Origin of the sequence: Chitinophaga varians, assembly GCF_012641275.1 — a bacterium.
Taxonomy (GTDB): domain Bacteria; phylum Bacteroidota; class Bacteroidia; order Chitinophagales; family Chitinophagaceae; genus Chitinophaga; species Chitinophaga varians_A.
Map to the genome: position 1 here is coordinate 1,903,136 of NZ_JABAIA010000001.1, position 20,656 is coordinate 1,923,791.

Annotated in this window: 19 protein-coding genes; 4 read left to right on the plus strand and 15 right to left on the minus strand. The window is 48.1% G+C overall.

Translation table 11 applies throughout. The annotated features are described in order from the left end of the window. The first annotated feature begins 217 nt into the window (after positions 1–217). Positions 218–970, plus strand: coding sequence for a DNRLRE domain-containing protein (locus tag HGH92_RS07680; RefSeq protein ID WP_168870136.1), 753 nt, complete (start codon positions 218–220; stop codon positions 968–970). A 142-nt stretch (positions 971–1,112) separates the two neighbouring features. Here HGH92_RS07680 and HGH92_RS07685 read toward each other — a convergent pair whose 3' ends face one another. The 5 genes from HGH92_RS07685 to HGH92_RS07705 form a co-directional block, all read right to left on the minus strand. Next, positions 1,113–1,511 carry a hypothetical protein gene (locus tag HGH92_RS07685; protein WP_168870137.1) on the minus strand — a complete coding sequence of 133 codons (399 nt, stop codon included), beginning with the start codon at positions 1,509–1,511 and terminating at the stop codon, positions 1,113–1,115. Beyond that, on the minus strand, positions 1,495–2,244 hold the full coding sequence (locus HGH92_RS07690) for a methyltransferase (protein ID WP_168870138.1): 750 nt from the start codon (positions 2,242–2,244) through the stop codon (positions 1,495–1,497). The genes HGH92_RS07685 and HGH92_RS07690 overlap by 17 nt, the downstream gene beginning before the upstream one ends. Further along, positions 2,232–2,972: a DUF2071 domain-containing protein gene (locus tag HGH92_RS07695; RefSeq protein WP_168870139.1), complete on the minus strand. Its 741-nt coding sequence runs from the start codon at positions 2,970–2,972 to the stop codon at positions 2,232–2,234. Before HGH92_RS07695 ends, HGH92_RS07690 begins: the two co-directional genes overlap by 13 nt. After that, the gene (locus tag HGH92_RS07700) at positions 2,972–3,355 is read right to left on the minus strand and encodes a DoxX-like family protein (protein ID WP_168870140.1); all 384 of its coding nucleotides are present in this window, start codon (positions 3,353–3,355) and stop codon (positions 2,972–2,974) included. The genes HGH92_RS07695 and HGH92_RS07700 overlap by 1 nt, the downstream gene beginning before the upstream one ends. 108 nt (positions 3,356–3,463) lie before the next feature. Next, positions 3,464–4,642: a DUF4848 domain-containing protein gene (locus HGH92_RS07705; RefSeq protein WP_168870141.1), complete on the minus strand. Its 1,179-nt coding sequence runs from the start codon at positions 4,640–4,642 to the stop codon at positions 3,464–3,466. Between the two features lie 495 nt (positions 4,643–5,137). On the opposite strand from HGH92_RS07705, the gene HGH92_RS07710 reads away from it, so the two are divergent. The 3 genes from HGH92_RS07710 (at position 5,138) to HGH92_RS07720 (ending at position 6,030) form a co-directional block, all read left to right on the plus strand. Continuing rightward, the gene (locus tag HGH92_RS07710; RefSeq protein WP_168870142.1) at positions 5,138–5,293 is read left to right on the plus strand and encodes a class I lanthipeptide; all 156 of its coding nucleotides are present in this window, start codon (positions 5,138–5,140) and stop codon (positions 5,291–5,293) included. A 114-nt stretch (positions 5,294–5,407) separates the two neighbouring features. Beyond that, a complete protein-coding gene (locus HGH92_RS07715) occupies positions 5,408–5,563 on the plus strand; it encodes a hypothetical protein (protein ID WP_168870143.1) in 156 nt (51 codons plus the stop codon). 308 nt (positions 5,564–5,871) lie between these two features. Then, a complete protein-coding gene (locus HGH92_RS07720) occupies positions 5,872–6,030 on the plus strand; it encodes a class I lanthipeptide (RefSeq protein ID WP_168870144.1) in 159 nt (52 codons plus the stop codon). A 68-nt stretch (positions 6,031–6,098) separates the two neighbouring features. On the opposite strand, the gene HGH92_RS07725 is transcribed toward HGH92_RS07720, so the two are convergent. From HGH92_RS07725 to HGH92_RS07770, 10 genes are all read right to left on the minus strand, one after another. After that, entirely contained in the window at positions 6,099–6,908 is an 810-nt protein-coding gene (locus tag HGH92_RS07725) for a helix-turn-helix domain-containing protein (protein ID WP_168870145.1), read from the minus strand. 85 nt (positions 6,909–6,993) lie between these two features. Continuing rightward, positions 6,994–7,716 (minus strand): SDR family NAD(P)-dependent oxidoreductase, encoded by a 723-nt coding sequence (locus HGH92_RS07730; RefSeq protein ID WP_168870146.1) that lies wholly within the window; start codon positions 7,714–7,716, stop codon positions 6,994–6,996. Between the two features lie 11 nt (positions 7,717–7,727). Then, a complete protein-coding gene (locus tag HGH92_RS07735; protein ID WP_168870147.1) occupies positions 7,728–8,702 on the minus strand; it encodes an SDR family NAD(P)-dependent oxidoreductase in 975 nt (324 codons plus the stop codon). 153 nt (positions 8,703–8,855) lie between these two features. Next, positions 8,856–11,021 carry an IPT/TIG domain-containing protein gene (locus HGH92_RS07740; RefSeq protein ID WP_168870148.1) on the minus strand — a complete coding sequence of 722 codons (2,166 nt, stop codon included), beginning with the start codon at positions 11,019–11,021 and terminating at the stop codon, positions 8,856–8,858. Between the two features lie 12 nt (positions 11,022–11,033). After that, positions 11,034–14,309: a TonB-dependent receptor domain-containing protein gene (locus HGH92_RS07745; RefSeq protein ID WP_168870149.1), complete on the minus strand. Its 3,276-nt coding sequence runs from the start codon at positions 14,307–14,309 to the stop codon at positions 11,034–11,036. Between the two features lie 20 nt (positions 14,310–14,329). Continuing rightward, positions 14,330–15,343 carry a fasciclin domain-containing protein gene (locus HGH92_RS07750; RefSeq protein ID WP_168870150.1) on the minus strand — a complete coding sequence of 338 codons (1,014 nt, stop codon included), beginning with the start codon at positions 15,341–15,343 and terminating at the stop codon, positions 14,330–14,332. A gap of 20 nt (positions 15,344–15,363) precedes the next feature. Continuing rightward, positions 15,364–16,632, minus strand: a complete 1,269-nt coding sequence (locus HGH92_RS07755) for a fasciclin domain-containing protein (RefSeq protein WP_168870151.1) — start codon at positions 16,630–16,632, stop codon at positions 15,364–15,366. A gap of 30 nt (positions 16,633–16,662) precedes the next feature. Beyond that, positions 16,663–17,718, minus strand: a complete 1,056-nt coding sequence (locus HGH92_RS07760) for a fasciclin domain-containing protein (RefSeq protein ID WP_168870152.1) — start codon at positions 17,716–17,718, stop codon at positions 16,663–16,665. Positions 17,719–17,728: 10 nt separating this feature from the next. Continuing rightward, the gene (locus HGH92_RS07765) at positions 17,729–18,910 is read right to left on the minus strand and encodes a hypothetical protein (protein ID WP_168870153.1); all 1,182 of its coding nucleotides are present in this window, start codon (positions 18,908–18,910) and stop codon (positions 17,729–17,731) included. A gap of 4 nt (positions 18,911–18,914) precedes the next feature. Beyond that, positions 18,915–20,645: a DUF4397 domain-containing protein gene (locus HGH92_RS07770; protein ID WP_168870154.1), complete on the minus strand. Its 1,731-nt coding sequence runs from the start codon at positions 20,643–20,645 to the stop codon at positions 18,915–18,917. Positions 20,646–20,656: the final 11 nt, after the last annotated feature.

Genomic DNA, 20,656 nt, shown 5'->3' on the forward strand with positions numbered 1-20,656 from the left:
TATGAAAACTGAATGATTATCTTTGTAAAGATGGTATTAAAAATCCTCCATCCCAACAACTCAAAATAACTGAACCACTATCAACCCGGACCTTTGTTAAAAAGCCCATTTAATTATTAACATACTTTCTCATGCACCACTAACAATGATGCCTGCATAGGGCGTTAATACCTTCTTGCGTTTATCCGTTTTTTATTACTCACTTAACCTTTAATGTATGAAAATCTCTAATGCCCTTGTGACCCTTACCCTTGTAGCAGCATTTATGACAAGCAGCTGCCGTAAAGATCTGGCAACAGATCCAAATCCACAGCAAAATGCCCAGGTCCTTAACTCCGAAATTAAAGACGGAAAGAAAACTATTACCCTCAGCATCGGCGACAACTTCACAAAAGGCGCCGGCACTCAGGACGACGCGGCTGTTTACAACCATCCGGATTGGGTTAATCGCAACTTCAGCTCCGAAACCGATTTCCTCGCCCTTTCCTGGACCTTCCAGGGCACGCCAGGTACCGCGCGGCAGTTCTTCAGATTTAATGGTCTCAGTACCATTCCTGCAGGCACGACGATCGTATCTGCCACACTGACGTTAACCGGCGTGACCACCAGCGCGGCTGCTCCACAAGGCAACTCCTACTATCCCGGTTCGCCGTACAATTCTTCCGGCACCAACCCTGCCTGGATCAAACGTGTAACCGGCTCCTGGACTGCAACTTCCATCACCTGGAATAACCAGCCTACAACCACTACCACCAATCAGGTAGCGATTCCGGCTTCTACTTCCCAGTGGAATTACAGTGTAACCCTTAACGTTACCTCACTGGTACAGGACATCGTCAACAGTGGACAGAACAACGGCCTTAGCATGCAACTGCAGACAGAAGCTTACTATCGCAGCCTTATCTTCACTGGTCCTCGTAATACCAATATCGCCGGTCGTCCGAAACTGGTGATCACCTACGAGATCTAGAAAATATGACCGGGGATGCTATCAGCGTATATTGATCAAACCAGTATACCCATTCTCTTTTATTCATTGCAGTGATATAAACGCAAAAAAGAAGGCTGCCTCAGGAGTATTTCCTGAAGCAGCCTTTAATACCTTGCCTTCATCAATTACCCCACCATACCAGCAAAAACACGATACTGAAATATCCCCAAATGAACGAAAATAAGATATGCATAGCCGTTTCAAAACGTTTTCCCTTCCATAACGCTGACGAATACACAAAAAACTGAAAAAACAAACGACAAAACCAGAAAACAAAAAAACCCAACGCCAGCAAATGCCCTAACCTGGTATGCAATATGTCTTCTGCGGCATTGATACAACAAAGCCCCATCAGGAATATCATCAATCCGATAAAGAACGTATGTACATACATCACCTGCCTGCTTAACAGGCTCACCTGCGAAAACTCTTTCTTCCAGTTAAAATACCTCGGGAAGAAAACATGCAATAACGATAGCAGCAACAGGATATAGCCAGTGATTTTAAGATGTAGTTCCATTTTTACAAAGTATAAAGGCTGATAAGAAAGGAGTCACCTTGCGTTCTTCTTCGACACTTAATCCCGCCAAAGTAAACACCTCCTTCCAGGTGCGCGCGGAAAAAAAATGAAAGAATCCAATATTATAGGCCATGAAATTGAACGGATCTCTCAGGTGCTCCAGCACTATCAATCGGCCATCCTCCGGCAAGGCGTCACATAACTGTTCAAAGAATATTTTGCGTTCCCGGCCATCTCTGATTTCATGCGCGGCCATAAACAGAAAGATAATATCTGTCGATGCATGGGACAGCGGGACCGCCGAGGTACCGACTACTTCTGTACCCGGATAAGGAGGATACATCTTTCTCGCCCGCTCAATAGATACTTCGGTATGCTTTGCCGGATCATAAAAGTCAAAAACGCGGAGCTGCGCTTCCGGATACTTGTGCGCAAGAAGATGACTTGTTTCGTCAAAACCGGCATTGATATTAACGATCCGCCCGTTGGTGCGGACATTTAACCCATCCAGCCAACGCAACTGATATAACCGGGAAACATCATAGATATACCATGAAACGCCCAAAGACAGTACGGAGCTGGCGATCAGCAGCCATAATAACAACTGTACAGGTACAAGGTGACGGAAAAACAAACCTGCTATCAACAACCCCATCGATAGCACATAAAAATGCCAGTTGAACCGGACAATATTCATAACACCCTGAAATGGCTTCCGCTTTATCCCTTCCATATATCGACTTTACCTTTTTTCCAGTAATAAGGAATATGTTGAATCAAAAAGGCGTTGGCCAGTACCGCATCCTGCCACTCCGGCCGGTCCATGAAGCCAACCTTTGCACTAACTACCGCAACTGGTTTTGGTGTCCATTTTTCCCGTACCCCTTCAATGATCAACACTTCATTTGACACATCATTACAGGTAAATGTAAACGGCAACGGACCAGCGAACCGGCGCGCCTCTTTCCAGTTATTAAAAGGCGAACCGGCAGGAAGTCCTGTTTCCGGGGTTCCCAGGTCCACTATGATATCGACACCGGATTTATCAGACTTCACGCGGAGAATGTTCTCTTCACTCTTCACATCGATATCTGTCGTGGTATAGTTGTAATGCGTAAACAGGTTGCCCATGAACGCCATCCTCTTTTTATCTGTCTCCGATTTTAGAATATACAAGCCGCGCCATTTTTTTCCCTGGCTATTGGTATATCGTACAAAAACACGATAACCTGCTAATACAAAATCATGCCCCATAAAGCCAGGAAACCCTTTCGGACGCAAACGACGCGTTTTTACAACCGCCACGGCCACAAACGCCCATTGATCATCGAACAGGTCCAGGTCCAGCTTTGCCGGCACCATCGGTCGTACCATCGACATAGGAACAGCGTAAGTCAGCACCAAAGAGCTTTCAAAATATGCTTCCACCGCAAATGGGTGGTTCTTCAGGAAAGTTAACATTAAGCAACTGTTTTGGTACGATAAAAGCCAAACTGGTCCCAGTAAATCATTAAGCAAAAAAAGATGGCTACAATCAAATTCATTCTTCCAAACAACAGCAGATCAGGTGCCACTAAAAATTCTATGATGTTCATCGTAAGCACCAGAAAAATCTGTACAACCGCGCACCAGCGTGATTTTATGGCTAACAGCACCCATACCGCCATCAGCCCTTCCAGCCACCCGATAGCAAGTGTTAACAATCTGGCATAGTCACTACCAAGGATACGGGCCACAATCTGTTGATGCCGGGGGACACCGTTATAAACTTTACAATACAAGCCGTTAATTATCCAAACAGCCGCTATGGCAATATTCACATACTTATGAATTCTTTCTTTCATCCCATAGGATTATTGTCCTAAGATAAGCGAAATATGGTTGAAATTGTAAAGGGCTGGACTTCTGTCCAACCCTTGCCATTATACAACTTTTAAACTATCTATTTATTGTTATTTAAACTCGAGCGTAAAAGAATGGTACTTCGCGTTCGGAGGAGTCCCTATACTATAGATACGCATCGCGAGTGGAGTCTCTAACTGGCCAAACGGCACATACCTGGTCCAAAAATTATTGGAAGATCCATCTTCAATTATTTTAAAGTCAGCATTTGCAAACTGATTATTCAGATAGGGTGGGATATAACCTATTGTCACCGGGTTATTTTTAAGTTCGGCGGATACAATTAGCACCACTTCATGATTACTCTCAAATGTCTGGCGCCAGTTAGGACCTTTTGTGCCCCACTCTCCTCCCCAGGTACCTGAAGCAAAGAGAATCTGATTTCCCTGATTATTAAGCGTAACATAATGCTCTCCCCGGATACCGCCGCCAAAGCAGGTCACCTGGCGCATTATACCCAGCCAGTTTCTGTGTTCTGCCCGGAAATAAACAGTGCAGAAACCTCTGTTTTGCCCATTCAACAAAAAGTTATAAATCTTCACCTGTGCATATGCTTTGGCTTCGGGACCATCTTCCATAGGTCCTCCGCTTAAAATACCGCCCTCTCCCATTCTTAGCTGATTCACCACGCCATGTCCACCATAAGCGATCAATGCGGACTGATCTCTTGCAAGAAGGTCCTTCTTTTCCCTCGTCCATATAACGTTGCCACCGCTGGATTTTCTGGCGTCTGCACTACCACCGGACACAGTGGAAGTAGTAACCTGGTCACGGCTATACTGCAAAACCTGGTCATTTATTTGCACCAGGCCATCTGCATTTACGATCCCAGCCTCAAGAATACCCCTACAGTTAATCTCGTAGGACGTACCAGCATTATTCCACACAGCAACTTTGTTGTACTTGTTCTTCACAGCAAAAAAGCCGTCCTTATCCTGTACAGCTTCCATTTTGTCCAACTCCTGGTTGAACTGATGATAGATTGATCTCAGGGAAGTAAATCCCATTTTCTTCTCCCAATCCGTCCTTTCTTCGGGAGACATAGCATTAACTGCCAGCATTGTCTGGACAAAGGCCTGATCATTGGAAAAGCGCAGTACACCGTCTACTACTTTGACCGGGCTGTCTTTAACTATAGGTTCACTGTCTTTGATGCCTGCGTCCTTCTTACAGGAGAGAAAAACAAACATCATTAGTAAACCCATGCGCATCATTAAATTGATTTTCATAAACAATAAGTGGGTTGAGGGTGAAATAATAACGGTGAAAATAAGGACCTGTCATTCAACGGACATCCATACATTTGGCAGGTCAGGTCATCAAACACAATAGTTGTCCATTCAGGATGAAGCATGGCTTTCAATCGGGTTTCATGGTAATTTGATTATCCCTTTTCATAAAAGGGTAACTAAAAGCTACAGTCGATCAACAAACATTTAGCGCTACAAAACTAGCCAACATCAATATTCTCAAATAGTACAAAAACGACATTTCGAGCAACAAAAACCGTCAAAACAGCATCGTTGCAAATTTTTCACTAAATTAGAAATAATGTCCAACTACTTTTTAGTTCCCTCAAATTGTTCAACCTGTGCAAAACCCGATTGCCAATAACTTTCACACAGATATTTCCAGTATTCCAATTTTATATGCTGAACAACCGCTCCATGGCACTGCCTTCCGGCTAAAGACAGGAGAGGACAATAACTGTAATCCACTTTTTTATGAAGAAGAACACATTTCCCAAAAAACTGCAGCTGGCAAAAGTAAAAATCGCCGATCTCAATGCCATCCAACCCAAGCAGAAAAATTTCATCTGTGAAACATCGTACGCCGAGACCACCTGCCGCGGCTGCTACGAAACTATTATTTGCCTGTAACAGATAAGACCAGACCTGACTTATCTTCTGTCTCACATGCTGAACAACCGCTCCATGGCATTGCTCCGCAGCTAAAGACAGGAGCGGATGCGTATTTAATGAATTCACTATTTTATGAAAAAGAAAATCGCTCCTAAAAAGCTGAACCTGGCGAAAGTAAAAATCGCTGAACTGACTATCAATCAGGCAAAACAAAAAGAGTTCATCTGTATGACATCATTCGCTGAAACCACATGCCGTGGCTGCGTTGAAACTATTCTCTGCGTTTAACAGATACCCTGACTGTATCCAAACATGTAGGGCCGGCTCAAATGAGCCGGCCTTTTTTCATTTCTGCTGAAATATTTTTTAACAACAAAAAACGTCAGGGTTTCTGCAATGGAAAAATTTCTGCTAAATTAGAAAGAACCAATTCCCTCAAAATGCATTAATCTATGCTTTCAATAACCCACCCGCACACATTTTCCTTCTATACATATCAATCACATTCCGGCCTCTTATGCTGAACATCCGCTCCAGGGCATTGCCTCCCGGCTAAAGACAGGAGAGGACCATTTATTTAATGTAAATCCGCATTTATGAAAAAGAACACATTTCCCAAAAAGCTGCAGCTGGCAAAAGTAAAAATCGCTGATCTGAATGCTGCGCCTCCGAAACAAGGCTTTATTTGCCTGACCTCCTTCGATCAGACCACTTGTCCCGGCTGCCGTCGGACAGTAGACAACTGCACGCTGTAAGGAAAAAGACAACCATATCGAAGGCCGTGAACTTCGGTATGGTTGGTCCTTTCAAGGATACTACAGACTTACTGCCTGCTTAACAGTTCCGTTGGCGTATAGCCAAACTGCTTTTTAAAAGCAAAAGAAAAATGAGACAGGTTCTCAAAACCCACTTCATAGCAAACATCAACCGGCCTGGCATGCTTCTCCACAAAATGATAATGTGCCAGTTCCAGCCTTTTTTGTGTCAGCCATCGTTGAGGTGTCACCTGATATGCCTTCTGAAAATCCCGTTTAAATGTTGTCAGGCTACGACCAGTGAGATAACCAAATTTTTCCAGCGGAAGATTGAACATAAAATTCTTCTCCATAAAACTGGTCAGCTCTATCTTTCCCGGTTCTTCGAAATTCGCCAGGATATTGTCAATCCCCTTGTCAATCGCCCTGAGAATACTTATAGCTTCTGTAATCTTTAATGATGCTATATCAGGGGGCAGTTCCTTCATATCAAAATACGGGACCAAAGATGCCAAACAACTTTCCAGTAAAGGATGATTGTTGTAGCAGAAAATTTTCTGCGCCGCAGGCACCTGGGGTTTTAAATCAAGTTTTGCGTAATACTCTCTGAGCCTGGCGGAGGAAAGATGCATCACCACCGTTTTGTGCGGAAGCCCGTTTTTAGGGTAATTGATAATTGTCGCCAGTTGATAACGGGGAATTAAGAAGATATCTCCCTGCTTAAAAATATAGGTAGCCTCTGCCTGTACAATCTTCGTTTCTCCGGAAATGAACCACACCAGCATATGCTGGTCAAACATAATGTCTGACTTAAAAAAACTGTCCTCATAGCAGGAGAGCTTTATATCTTCGGTAATATATTGGGCTGTATATTTCATTGTCTGAAAAGAAAATCGCCTGTGTAAAAATAATCAGAATCGCGCAACTTCTTCACCTCGAAATAACAATTTGATTCTGTTGCTGTTAGATCGCCTGCCCGCCGTCAACCAGGAAATTTGAACCAGTGATAAAAGCGGCCTTATCGCTCAATAAATAGGTGATGAGGTCCGCTACTTCGGATGGCTGGCCGAAACGTCCCATAGGAATGCTGTTCACCATCCGGGCTTCCATATCATTGTTCAATTCGATTTTCTGCATGATCTCTGTAGCAACAGGGCCCGGACTGACCGCATTTACCCGGATCTTCCGGGATGCCAGTTCAAGCGCCGCGATCTTCACCACCGCGTTAATGGCGGCCTTGCTGGCTGCATACACCGACGCGCCCGGCGGAGAAATGATGGCCGAAGTGGAGGATAATAACACCACAGATGCGCCATCATTAAGAATGGGAGCAAACCTGCTGAGTGTAAAATAGGCGCCCTTAAAATTCACATTCATCATTTCATCAAACAGCTCTTCCGTCATTGATTCGATAGACGCCAGTTTGGTAATCCCCGCATTGATGAGTAATAAATCTATTCTACCATATTGAGCAGCAACTTCCGCGACCAGCTTTTCGATCGCGGGGAGACTGGATTGATCGGCAACAAATCCATTCACATTTAATGCAGATGCAGCCTGTGCCACGGCATCTTTTCTTCTGCCGGTAATAATAACCCTGGCGCCACTTTCCTGCATTTGCTTTGCAGTGGCATATCCAATACCGCTGTTGCCTCCTGTTATGAGCACTGTTTTATCTTTAAACATGATCTTTGTTTTTATTGAATGTTAAAGGTGATACCTGTCATCTCTTCGCTCAATGTCCATAACCGCTTCGCATTGGCTTCATCCAGTGAATACGATTTTACATTTGCCAATGCCGCCACGTCCCCATCTTCGCAATACACACCGCCAATATTGTTTAGCAACGGACTGGTAGCGCACCATACCGTAGTAGCGGCGCCCTGTGGTATCGTCTTTAAAGAAGCTGCCACTTCGGGCAGCAGGTTTCCTTCCGCATCGCAAAAGCCCATCTTTTGAAACAGTTCCAACGGTGCTTCACGGCCCAATTCCGTACCACCGATAGAGCCCGGATTGACGGCGTATACCCTGACCTTTGACGCTTTGGCACGGTTGTCCATTTCCAGGGAAAACAGGTTCACAGCCGTCTTGGACTGCCCATATCCCAGCAGTGTTTCATATTCCCTGTGCAGGAAATTAGGGTCATCAAAATCGAAATCGCCAAACTGGTGACCGCCGGAGGACAGGTTTACTACCCTCGCACCACCGGCTTTTTGCAATGCCGGCCATAACCTTGCGGTCAGCTGAAACAGTGACAGGTAATTGGTCACCAGCTGGGACTCAAAACCTCTACCGTCCCTGCGCAGCGGCACCCACATTATGCCTGCATTATTGATCAGCAGGTGTAAAGGCCTTCCGGAGGCGAGAAATGCGGCAGCAAAAGCGTCTACAGTATCTGGCTGGATAAGGTCCATGGCAGCCACTTCCACATTGGCAATACCCTGTAAATTTTTCCTTGCCTTCTCCGTATCCCGGGCAGGCACAATAACTGTCGCCCCTGCGGCGGCAAGCGTTTTGGTGGTCTCCAGGCCAATACCGGTATTACCTCCTGTCACAATGGCGATTTTGCCTTTAAGATCGATGCCCCTGATGACTTCATTGGTAGTGGATTTCGCGTTAAATCCTGAGCCCAGCGGGTTTTGCAATGTTCCCTGATAATTTGTGTGTTCCATGTATTATTGTTTTTGTTGAAACAAAAGTAGAACACCCTGAACCCACCGACTTTGTTCAAACGTCCGAATTTGCTTTGTTTAAAAGTCCGTCATATCAGCCAAAAAAGGGCTGCCCCTTCCGGAACAGCCCCACCCTTTCAATTGCAAGCATCATCACTTAAGCACAATCTTTCTGATAGCCCTGTTGTTAGGATCAGAGATATAAATACTTCCTTCTTTATCAATGGCCATATCTGCGATGAGGCCCATCTTTGCCTGGTCCAGGCTGCCATCTGCATAACCTCTCGACAGTTTCACAGCAGTGCTGACCTGGCCGGTAGACAGTTCCAGCTTACGCACTGCATAGTTGTGCGCGTCCGCGATCAGCAGGTTTTGTTCGTTGTCCATCAGCAATGAGCTGATAGTACCGCCAAACAGGGCAGAAGATGCCGGCCCGTCCTGGTAGCCGGTGGATGAACCCACCCATGTCAGCTTCGCGCTGTTAAGCTCCCGCCAGTAGAAAGTAGGCTCATATTTGTCTCCTACAATAAACAGGTCATTATTGCTGCTGATGGCGGTCCGTATATCCTCCGCTGTACGCGGAAATACGTTCTCCGATACATTATCAGGATATAACCGGAAAACACCTTTGTAGAGCTGCGTATAATAGAGATTGCCTTTTTTATCTCTCGTCAGCGAACCAATATCATTGGGCAAACCACTTTTCACGGTAGTCACATCGCCCTGCGGCGTGATCTTACGGATCGTACCGCCACCGGCGCCTACTTCCGACACATATATGTTGTTATTTTCATCCAGTACCAAACCGTAAATAGATCCAAAGCGGGCATTTCTGCCCTTACCGTTAACATAGCCGTTTGAGTTAGGCTCGCCCGCAAAGATAGACACATCACCGGCAGGCGTCACTTTGGATATATAGTTTTCACGGGTATTGGACACAAACACATTTCCCTGATTGTCCACTACAAGGGCGCCGATAAAGGAACCCATCTGGTTGCTGACGGTGGCCATACCGGCACGGTTGAACGTAGTTGGGCTTTCCGCTACCAACGCCGCTCTCCGCACTTTTACAGGACCTGTGGTCAGGTTGGCCGGTGTCATTACTTCCAGCGTTGTTTCCGTTGCGCTGAGTATCTGCGCCACTACGCCATTGAAAGTCACTTCGTTTTCCGCCGGGTTCACGCTGAAGCCGGTGCCCGTGATCACCACCTTGACGCCAGCCAGTCCATTGGACGGCTCTAGCTTCTGGATACCGAGGCTCTGTTCTGTAAATTCAGGTCCCTTCACCGGCTGATCATTCACGCTGAGCAGCACCGGCCCTTTGCCCATGCCGAGCGGTAATATCACCGTAAGACGGACCGCCGTAGCCGATTTGACAACTGCGCGTATATTATTGATCGTTACTACGTTCTCATCTGCCACCGTGCTAAAGTCCTTACCATCGATGATCATTTCAGCACCGGCGGGACCACTGAGTGGGCTTACCAGCCGGATAACAGGAGGCGGCACCACCGTAAAGGCCGGACCGACAATCTTCTGTCCGTTGATGGTCACTGCCAGCGGGCCACTGGTCACGCCTTCCGGCACAATGACTACCAGCTTGTCACCTGCTACCTCGGCCACTTCTGCCACCGTACCGTTGAAATCCACCACATTGTTGGCAGCAAGCGCCGCAAAACCTTCACCCTTGATGGTCACACGGGTGCCCTTTCCACCGGAGGCCGGTTTAATACCGCTGACCGCCTGGAACTGGAAAGGCTGACCAACAGACACCATGCCATCCACTTTCACCGTTACAGGGCCGCTGCCTACACCATCCGGTACAGTAGCCACCAGCGTAGTATCGCTGGCACTTACCACGGTAGCGCTTTTCCCATTGATCAATACTTCCGCTGGTGATTTCAGGCTGCTGAAGCCAGCTCCGATGATACGTATCTGCGTACCTGCGGGACCGTTAGGCGGATATATTTTCTGTACGCTTAATTTCTGATAGGTATATTCCCCGACAGTCAGCGATTTGGTCCCGTTGGAAAGCGTGATGGCGCCGCTTTGCCCTTTCTCAGGAGCACGCACCACCACTACCGAGTCAGTAGTGCTCAGCAGCTCTGCCTCGGTGCCATTGAAAGCCACACTGGCTTTCCCATCCAGGAAACCGGTACCGGTAATGGTGATCAGCGTACCGGCGGCGCCGCTGTTAGGATAATAGCTCTTCACCTCAAACGGGACCACGATGGCTGTCTTGTCTTTTTTGCAGGCTTGTATAACGCCCATCAGGCATAACAGTAATCCCGCAAATAAATATGTTGTAAGCTTTTGCATATATGCTGTCGTTTAAAAAGTGTAACGCAGTCCCAGCTGTACCTGGTAACGGGAACCGAAATAGTCAATGGAATAAGGCGTACCCGGATCAGAGAAGGTATACACCGGCATACCGCCCTTGTTTTGTTCCGGAGGGAATAACGCCGGTGTTAAACCAACGCTGGCAGTGGAGTTAAAGGTATTGGGTGAAAAATAGCTCACACCCCAGTTACGGTTCAGCAGGTTGGTCAGGTTCACCACATCCGCAGTAAAAGTGATGAAGTGTGTTTTCAGTTTACGCAGATGGAACTCCTGTGCGAAGTGAAGGTCTGCCTGCACATTCCATGGCGTACGCCCCATGTTTCTTTCGGTGAAATTGCCTCTTCTGCTGCTCAGGTATTTGTTACCGTCAATGAAGCGGTTAAAGGCTTCCGCCTGTTCGGCAGCAGTTACCTGCCGACCGTTGCTGGTATAGTCCTTAAAGATCTGTACAGCTTCTGTTGCCTGTGGAATATAAGCCAGGCTTACCTGTTGAGGCAATCCCTGCACACTGTTATTTACCACACCGTAGGTAAACGGACTACCAGACTGCGCGCTGAAGAAAAGGCTGATAGTGCTTACCCAGGTAGCATTCCAGGCTTTGCGGTAACTGCTGTTCACCACAAAACGGTGACGAATATCGAAGTTGGAATAAGCCAGCGGCGCATTGTTGGGGCTTAATGCCTGGTTCAACTGCCAGTTGGATTCCATGGAGTTACGGATGCCATTGAATGCATCTTTACTTTGTCCGTAGGTATAAGCGCCAGACAGGAACAACCCGCTGGTGAAAGTTTTGCTGACAGTGCCGGTGATGCTGAAGCGAAAACCTTTATTGGTATTGCTCAACATATATGCGTTGGAAAAATGCGGATCGATGCTACCGGAATAGACAGGTTGCTGACGTTCTTTATCATAAGGATAATACTTCGGATTATCGGTCACATTTACCTGTTGAAAAAACACCTCTTTGATGCTTTTGGTCACCATGCCTTCCACGCCAAACTTCCACTGGCTGGCGGTAGTGCGGTCAATAGCAATGCTGGCACGCAGGATCTTCGGCATCACAAAATCATTATCAATCAGATCGACCTGTGTTTTGCCGGCGTTGCGCTCGTTGATCACGGTGCCATTCTTTTCGATAAAATCAGCGATACCGTTCTTACCGGGCTTGATGGCGTCGCTGCCGGGTGTAAACGGTTTCTGATCAGCTTTCTGGTCGAAGGAACCGTAGTTCACGCCGTTGTTGTAGTAGGCGTAAGCCAGCCATGCGAAAGGGATACGGCCGGTAAACATCCCTATGCCGCCACGTACGATCAGGCTTTGGTCACCCAGCCAGTCATAACGGAAACCTAAACGGGGAGAGATCTGCACTTTTCCGAAATACCTGTTTTGTATACGGTTCAGTGGCGTGTAGTGGTAGCTGGTACCGAAGTAAGGATCAGCGATGGCGTTGGTTACTTTATCACTCAGTTCAGGTTTGGTTGGCAGATCGGTATAGTCAGCCCGCAGACCGGGCGTGACGGTCAGTTTGTCTGTTACGTGGATAGCATCCTGAATGTACACACTGTACAGGTTTACATTAAACACCGCTCCCGGGTTGTTCAGGATATAATCACGGTTGTTGTTGGTGTAGTTATAACTTCCTCTTACACGGTAAGGCGTATTGCGCAGGTAGTCATCGATGCTCAGATAGTCCACACGGCCATTCCAGGAGTTTACAAAGCCATAGTCGATATGGTACAGCTCATTGTGCGTACCCATCAGTACAGTATGTTTGCCTTTGCTCCAGGTGAGGTTATCAGTGATCTCGATGGTGCGTTGTTTCATATTGAAGACAGACGCTTCCCTGTCGGTGCCCAGATAGATGGTGGTACCCGGTGTGCGGCCCATGATCTGTACCTGTGGCAGCGTTGGATCACTGAGCGGATCACGGTAGTCGTGTACAGTGCTGTAACCGGCCACGAAGCTGTTGGACCAGGAGTTATTGAACCGGCTTTTCAGTTCCGCTACCGTGCTGCTTTGATTGTTCGTTTGTTTAAAGGCCATGCTGCTGAAACGGAAATCCTGCTGGTCGCGGTCCATGTTGATGGCGCTGGAAGTAATGGTATTATTGCGGATAGACAGCTGGTGTTTGTCGTTGATGTTCCAGTCTATGCGGTTAAAGAATTTATTTGACTCGGAAGAGGAATTGTACAATCCCGCGGTACCGGGGTCGAAGATATCACCATAGCGTTTGATGGTCGCCTGGCGGATATCGTCGGCATCTTTCTCAGTGAGGATGCGGGCCGTTTCTTCCTTACCGGCCAGAAGCTGTGCAGGATCTGTTCTGCGGGTGATTTCTTCATTGGTAAAAAAGAACAGTTTGTTTTTGATGATAGGGAACCCAAGGCGGATACCTGCCTGATAGTCTTTAAAGTCACTGTTCATTTTATCCCCGTTGCCGATTTTGTTTTTGCCGATCATGGCGGCGGTACGACCAAAGGCATATACTGAGCCGGTGAGGGTATTGGTACCGCTGCGGGTAACGGCGTTCACGCTGCCGCCGGTGAAGTTGCCGATCTTCACGTCGAAGGGAGCAAGATATACCTGCATGTCTTCGATCGCATCCAGGGAAACGGGGTTGGTACGGGTGCTGCTGCCAGGCTGGCCGGAAGTGCCGCTTTGTCCGCCCATGGACGGACTGAAGCCTATCGCATCGTTGTTGATGGCGCCGTCGATGGTCACGTTATTGTAGCGGAAGTTGGAACCGCCGAAGCTGTTGTCTTTGCTGCCTTGTGGCACCATGCGGGTGATATCCTGAATACTGCGGCTCACCGTAGGCATGTTGTTGATCTGGCTGCGGTTGATGTTCTGACCGGCGCCGTAATTGTTGGCTTTAGGCCCTGTTTTCGCGCCTTTCACCACTACTTCCGAAAGTTGTTTACGGTCGTCGTTCAGCACCACATTCAGTTGCTGTGGTTCTCCCAGCCGTACGGTGACGTTCTGGTATTGCTGTGGCGACATGCCCATCATGGTAACAGTAACGGTATAGGGACCGCCGATGCGCATGCCCAACAGATGATAGCGTCCGCCGGGATCGGAGATGGCGGGATAGCGCGTGCCGGAAGGCTCATGCACGGCGATGATAGTGGCGCCGGGCAAGGCTTGTCCCTGTCCGTCCTGCACTTTTCCGGAGAGGCCGCCGGAGGTCTCCTGTGCCAGGGTGGTAGCGGATACCAGCAGGAGCAGCAGGAAAGAATATATCGATATAAGTAAATTTTTTGTGTTCATCACTTTTGATTGTAAACTGGTTACCGTGTTATTTTCAATACCTGACCGATGACATGCATTACACCGTTACCGGTAATAATATTCTGTTTAATCAGTGGTACAGGAGCCTGGTTGCCCGGTCCCTGCAGGGTGATGCCGCTGTACAGTCCAGGGGCCTGCGGATCGGGTACCAATCGTATGTTCACGTTATTATCATCGAGCATGGTTTGTGTGGTGGCAGCAGATTTGCCGGTGCTCAGGATGTAATCGTATACAAAACGGCGGTCGGCCGCAATGTGATAACGCACCAAAGCGGCCATCACCGCCGGATCAGCGGCCTCAATCTGTTCCAGCGTGCTATAACCATAGGCTTGCATGGCAGCGTTATTGGCAGCGTACACGGTATAGGGACCTTTGCCTTTCAGCAAAGCGGATAAACCAGAACGTTGTAAGGCATGGGTGAACAGGCTCAGGCTGGGATCAGCGGAGACAGCTTCTCCCAGTGTTTCATACAGATAGGGTTCCAATACCCGGTCAATCACCTGGAGGGTGCCGTTGCTGGCTTTCATGCCAGTGGCCAGCACTCGGCTGCCGTTGACGGTCAGTACGGTGTCATTGTCTTTTATCCAGCGGGTAACATACAGCCTGCCGCCGTTATAGGTGCGTATTTCCTGGTTGAACAGGTAGGGCATTTTATTCAGATCGTAGTTACCATTGAGAATATGATAACCCGTCATTTTCACCATAAACGGCAGACTGGCAGACGCGACGTCAATTGGTTTGGGATAACCAGCGTTGGTAAAGGCCCCGTCAGACGGTGCCAGCACGGTCAACGGGCCGGTGCTGGTCAGTACATCGTTCATGCTGCTACGGTCTACCGCTGCCTTGAACTTGCTGAGGTTGAAGTTATCCATCACCACTTCCATCAGGCGGTCGTTCCCTTTTTGCGGACCGTTATCGTCGTCTTTCTTACAGGCTCCTGCCATAAGTAAAGACAACCCGATCATCACCAGACGGCCGGAAAAATATCTACCGGATAATATTGTTGTGTTCATTGTTGTCATCATTAATCTTTTTATTTCACCTTGAAATCATCCGGTATAAAAAGCCGGTCAACGATATGCAACGGTCCTTCCAGGGTATTGATATCCGCCGTGGTAACTGTAGCGGCCGGCGTTTTAGCTCCCCTTACCTTTACCTTGATGGTATTACCTTCACGGATAAACGCTAATGGCATCGGTGCAGGCTTCAGGTCCGGCTTCGATACGCTGATGGTGTAGTTGCTGAGCAACGTTTCATCCAGGTCATTGGAATAAAATACGGTGGGCTTGAAAACAGGTGATTCTCCCGTTGACGTTTTGGGGGCCAACAGTCTTCCCCAGTTATGATAATCCAGCACACTATCGGTAGGAAGCAGGCCTGTCATACCATAGAAGGGATCAAAGACAAATTCGGGTGTAAAGCGGCTGTTTATTTCCTGGAGCTGTTCCACCGTAAAGATGCCTGCCTGATGAAATGCGTCATCGGTAGGAGCGAAATAGGAGTTAAAAATCACGTTGTTGTCCCATTCACCCGCCGTCAGGAACAGACCAGACCAACGCTCAAATGAGCCCATGGCCACCTCAAACCAGGCATCGTTGTTCAGCTGATTTATGGCTACCAGTAAAGAAAACCGGGGATCACCCTGCAGTATGTCCAGTACATGCTGTTCCGGTTTCTGCAGGAAACGGTTCACCGGCCAAACGATTCCATTCTTTACCACTACCGGTTTCTGGTTCCCACACAGCTTTCCGTCGATGATCAACTGGCTGTCTTTTGCCATGGCTACGTAGTGCCGGTAAGTATAAGGTACCGTAAAGGATACGGCACTTCCTGCGCGGTTAATCCTTTCCACTAAATCGGTTCTGGAGAGCAGCGTCGTCCGGTGATAACTTAATTGCCCCGGTTGTACGCTCATGGGCTCCATTTTGTCGCGCAGCATATGGTATTTCACCACTTCCAGCAGTGATTCAGGGCTACGTTTATTGATCTCCGTTTCATCCAGCCCCGCAGCCTTCATGGCTGCATCATCTACCACCAGCAGGGTGACGGACGCTTTGCTGCCCATCGCTTCCAGTTCTTTTTGCATGTTGCTGCGTTGCCAGGCAGCGTAAAAAAGCTTATAGGGAGATGATTTCAGATAAGTCTGAAGATCGTTGCTGATGCTGTCTTTATAGGGAACGGCCGTGCCTTCCGGTTCCGGCATGAACATTTCTTTCCGGCAACCGGTCTGCACCAGCGAAGTACCCAGTAGCACCCCGCATATCGCTATCCCGCTTATGATGTTGTATATTTTATTTTTCATGTTGATTTTCATTAACTGTTTTACCACTGCTTATTTCCTGACAGCATCTGCCGGCTTCGCCAACAAACCATCCAGCTGATGGACAACACCATTGTCCGCGCTGTAATCCATAACACCTCTGCGTTGTACTGTCACGACACCAACGGGAAGCGTGTTCCTGTCAAGCCGCAGGGAAACCACGTAACTAGTCTTCCGGACACCGTTTTCCAGTCCATCACTAACATATATCTCCCGTTGATAGGGATCATCATAGAGTTTCAACAGTATATAGTTGGCGCTGTTCATCATATAAAACGCCCGGAAATCGGAAAAGAAATAATGCTGGTTATACAGGATGTAACACCCGAACAGGCGGCCTATAAAAATCTTCTCAGGGTCCAGCGTGGCGATGTACTGTTCATCCAGCCCTTGCGCTTTCAGCGCATCGTTGGTGGGCGCCAGGATAGTCCAGGGCCCCGCTTCCTTCAGCTGGTCCCATAAACCGAAACGTTTCAGGGCGCCAACAAACACGCTGTATTCTTCATGCTGTGACAGTATTTCCTGCACGGTGCCCGGTGTATATTTGATTACCTGTTGTAACACATGCAACGTTCCGTTTGTCAGCACGACATTCTTCAGCTCTGTGAAACAACCGTGGAAATAAAGATCGTTCCGGTCGTTGGGAAAATTTTTGGTGGCCATGGTCACCAGTATCTCCTTTCCGGCCAGTGTTTTAAAACGTACATCCACTGAATTGTCTGCGAGATCGGTTTCTTGTAGCCTGCGTGGCAGTACATGCATCTGGACCATCAGTTTCACTTTTTCCACCGGCATTTTAGCCCAGTCATTCACGCTCATGATCCCCATTTCATTAAAGGCCCTGTTGGTAGGCGCCAGTATGGTAAATGGGCCGGGGCCGTTCAGTTCTGCGGTCATGCCCGCCCGTTCAACAGCAGCATAAAAAATACTCAGGTCATAGTTGTTCTTCAGAAAATCAGCAGCAGGACGGTAATTCTTCAACTCCTGGTCAAACTCCAGTTTGTCATGTTTACAGGCCGTAAACACCATGAGGAGTGCCGCTATTAAGGTGGTAATGGAATGTCTCATAACAAATTGTTTAATAGATCGGCGTAGGGTATTTTCGTTGTATGGTAGTCAAATAAGCCCTGCCATTCACGATTTCGATGGTATTGACCGTGGCAAATGACTGCGGGTTATTGGTACCGGAGTGAATGTTAACGATCATATTCGGCACGGTCAGGATGTCGCGTTCAAAGCCGGGTTTGGTACCGTTGCCATAACAGCTGATCACCGCATAGTTACCCAGTACTTCCGCAGGTGCCTGATCGTTGTACGGATTGTTTTCCGGGTTCATCCCCGGCACCATCAGGGAAATACGCTGCCATGCAGTAGTCCGGATGCCGTCCGTACCATTGGCCGCGAAAAGCGGGAAGCTGTAATAGGGTTGTACTACGTTGGAAGTATTGTTCTGACGCAGGGAGGTCATATACCGGAATCTGTATCCAGGTACGGGGTTGCGCAGCTCGTCATTGGTAAAAAGCGAAAACCAGACATTCATCACGTCTTTCACCCCGAACATCAGCAAGCCTGACTGCGGTATTCTTTTTTTCAATGAAATATCCGCGTCGGCAAAGCCATCTGCGCTCATGTTATAAAAGTTCACGTATATCATGGAGTCTGACAGCGGCATTTTGTGGAAGACCTCCTGGCGCAATACCATACCATTTTTTTTCGTCCTGAAGTTTTTTTGCAGGATGTGCAGTGTATATACTTCGTGACTGTCGAGCTGTAAAACAGTATCGATCAGCACCTTCTTTTTCAGGCGTTCTTCCAGCTGAAAGAAAGGGGTATTGTTCACCGGCCGGAACATAAACATCACGCGGTGTTTACCGGAAGGTATCTGTGCCCAGCTGGACAGGTCGAAACCGTTGAGTACCGGTCCTACGAGCACGCTTTCTTTACCGGGATATTCCGGGTTTTTGAAAGAGTTGCTGCTACCCACGTGTGAAGGGTATGGTGGCGCATATCCATCCCGCTGGTCCAGGAAATCGCCTACGATGGCGGCGCTGACAGGCATGCCGGAGGTATCTGTTTCCGGGTCTATCAGCATGGCCAGGAATGGTTGTTCTTCATCTTTATTCTCGATGCTCACCGTATAGTTCAGGTTATTGAACACACGCAGGTAAGCCGGATCATCGATCTTTTTATGTTCTATCTTGGCACAGCTGCTGAATACGGCCAGCAGCCCTGCTATGACGATGGGAAATGTGAGTTTCATACTTCTACCGGTTATGTTTTACAATGATCATCTTCGCTTTGGACCCTTCAGGAGTATTGGCGCCGTCTTTTCCGATCAACGCGATGGAATAATAACCGGGCTCCTGGTCAGGCAGTCCGCCTCTGACGTATAGTTCTTTTCGGGCAATCAGGTCTGCGCTTTTTATGACGGGAACCCGGGTGATCCATGTTCCCGGGAATACGCCCGGATTGGCCTGGAACACCATGATCTCATACGGATCGGCCGCCATCATTAATACTGCGTTGGCTGCATCGTCAGGAATAATACCCGGCTTAAGATTGGAGCTTACACCGTTACGGCCTATCGCCTGTCCGTTGATACCAGTGAAATTCACATTGGCGAAATCGGGGCAGAAATTATAAAAGCGGAACTGAAAGGGATATTTGTACTGTGTCCACCAAAGGGAGCCGTCCTGGCCGTCTTTTTCAATCCTCGGGATGCTGCCGCTCAGGTTATTGGCGGCTATCACGATCTGCGGGGTTCCTTTGGCATCGCCATATACCCAGGCGGTATAGTTACCACCGGGATCTACCCTCTTTTGGGCAGTGGCCAATACTTTACCCGTGGCATCGGTCACTTCGATGGCAGTAGTGCCGGTCACCACATTCGTATATTCACCTGCGTTAGCATAGGCAATGTTGTCGCCCACTTTAATGCCATTCACCTTCAACTGCAACGCACCGGCGCCGGGCAATGCATTTACCGCCTGTAAACGGCCATAGGTCGTATTTGTTGGATCAACAATGTCGGCAATGATCTGAAAGGCATTCTGGTAGAAGGTACTTTCATCACCGGTAGACCCGTTATTCAATTTATAGGGCAATTCTTGCGTCGATACAACTATTGTATAAATACCACCGGGCTGGAAAGTACGTATAGGCGCATACGTTAAGTTCACAGATACCGGTCGTGGTACGGGAGAGGTAACTGTCTTAGTGACGGTGGAGGTGGCCGGATCTACCAGGTCCACAAATTCTTCGCGGGGACCGCCCGTTGCCGTTACTTGTGTACCTGCGGCCGTCAGTACCCTGAACTGGTAGGTACCATAGGGCACTTCCACATATTCAGAATATTCGCCTACGTTAACATGGGAAGACTTTGCGTTCACCAGCGTACCATCTGCAAAAGCAAGAGAAAGCGGGCCTAATATCTTTTCCTGGCCGGACTCCGGACGTTTAATATCCCCCGACAGGTTCAGGATACGGATTTTAAAATGGTCCGGACGGGAAGGCGCTTCCACAGAACGTGGCACCCGCAGCACTTCCGGAATATTGCCGGTAGTATACAGGTTATTGCGGGTCACATAATAGTCAGCGGGCTGGTTATAATCTTCCTGCACATCAAACTCGGTCGTCGCCACAAATGGATTCAGGGAGATAGCTTCTATTTTCATATGGGCTTTTCCTCCTGCCTGTATAAATTGCCGGGGCACCCACCAGGTGCCGCCCAGACGGCCCTTATCCGGGAAGAACTTCGTGGCCGGGTAACGTGATTTATCCTCATTAACCGGCAGCACCACATAGTTGGTCAGCGTATCGCCGTTGGCGATCAGCTGATTAAAACCAGCCAGATTCACAATCCGGACACCGGAATTGGTCCTTGTGTCATTATTGATCCGGTTGTCATAAAAGTGGTCCAGTTTATCTTTTTTGCAGGATGTGATGACACTGGTGCCAGCCAGCAACACACCTGCTATGATAGAAATTCGTTTCATTTTCATTTTTT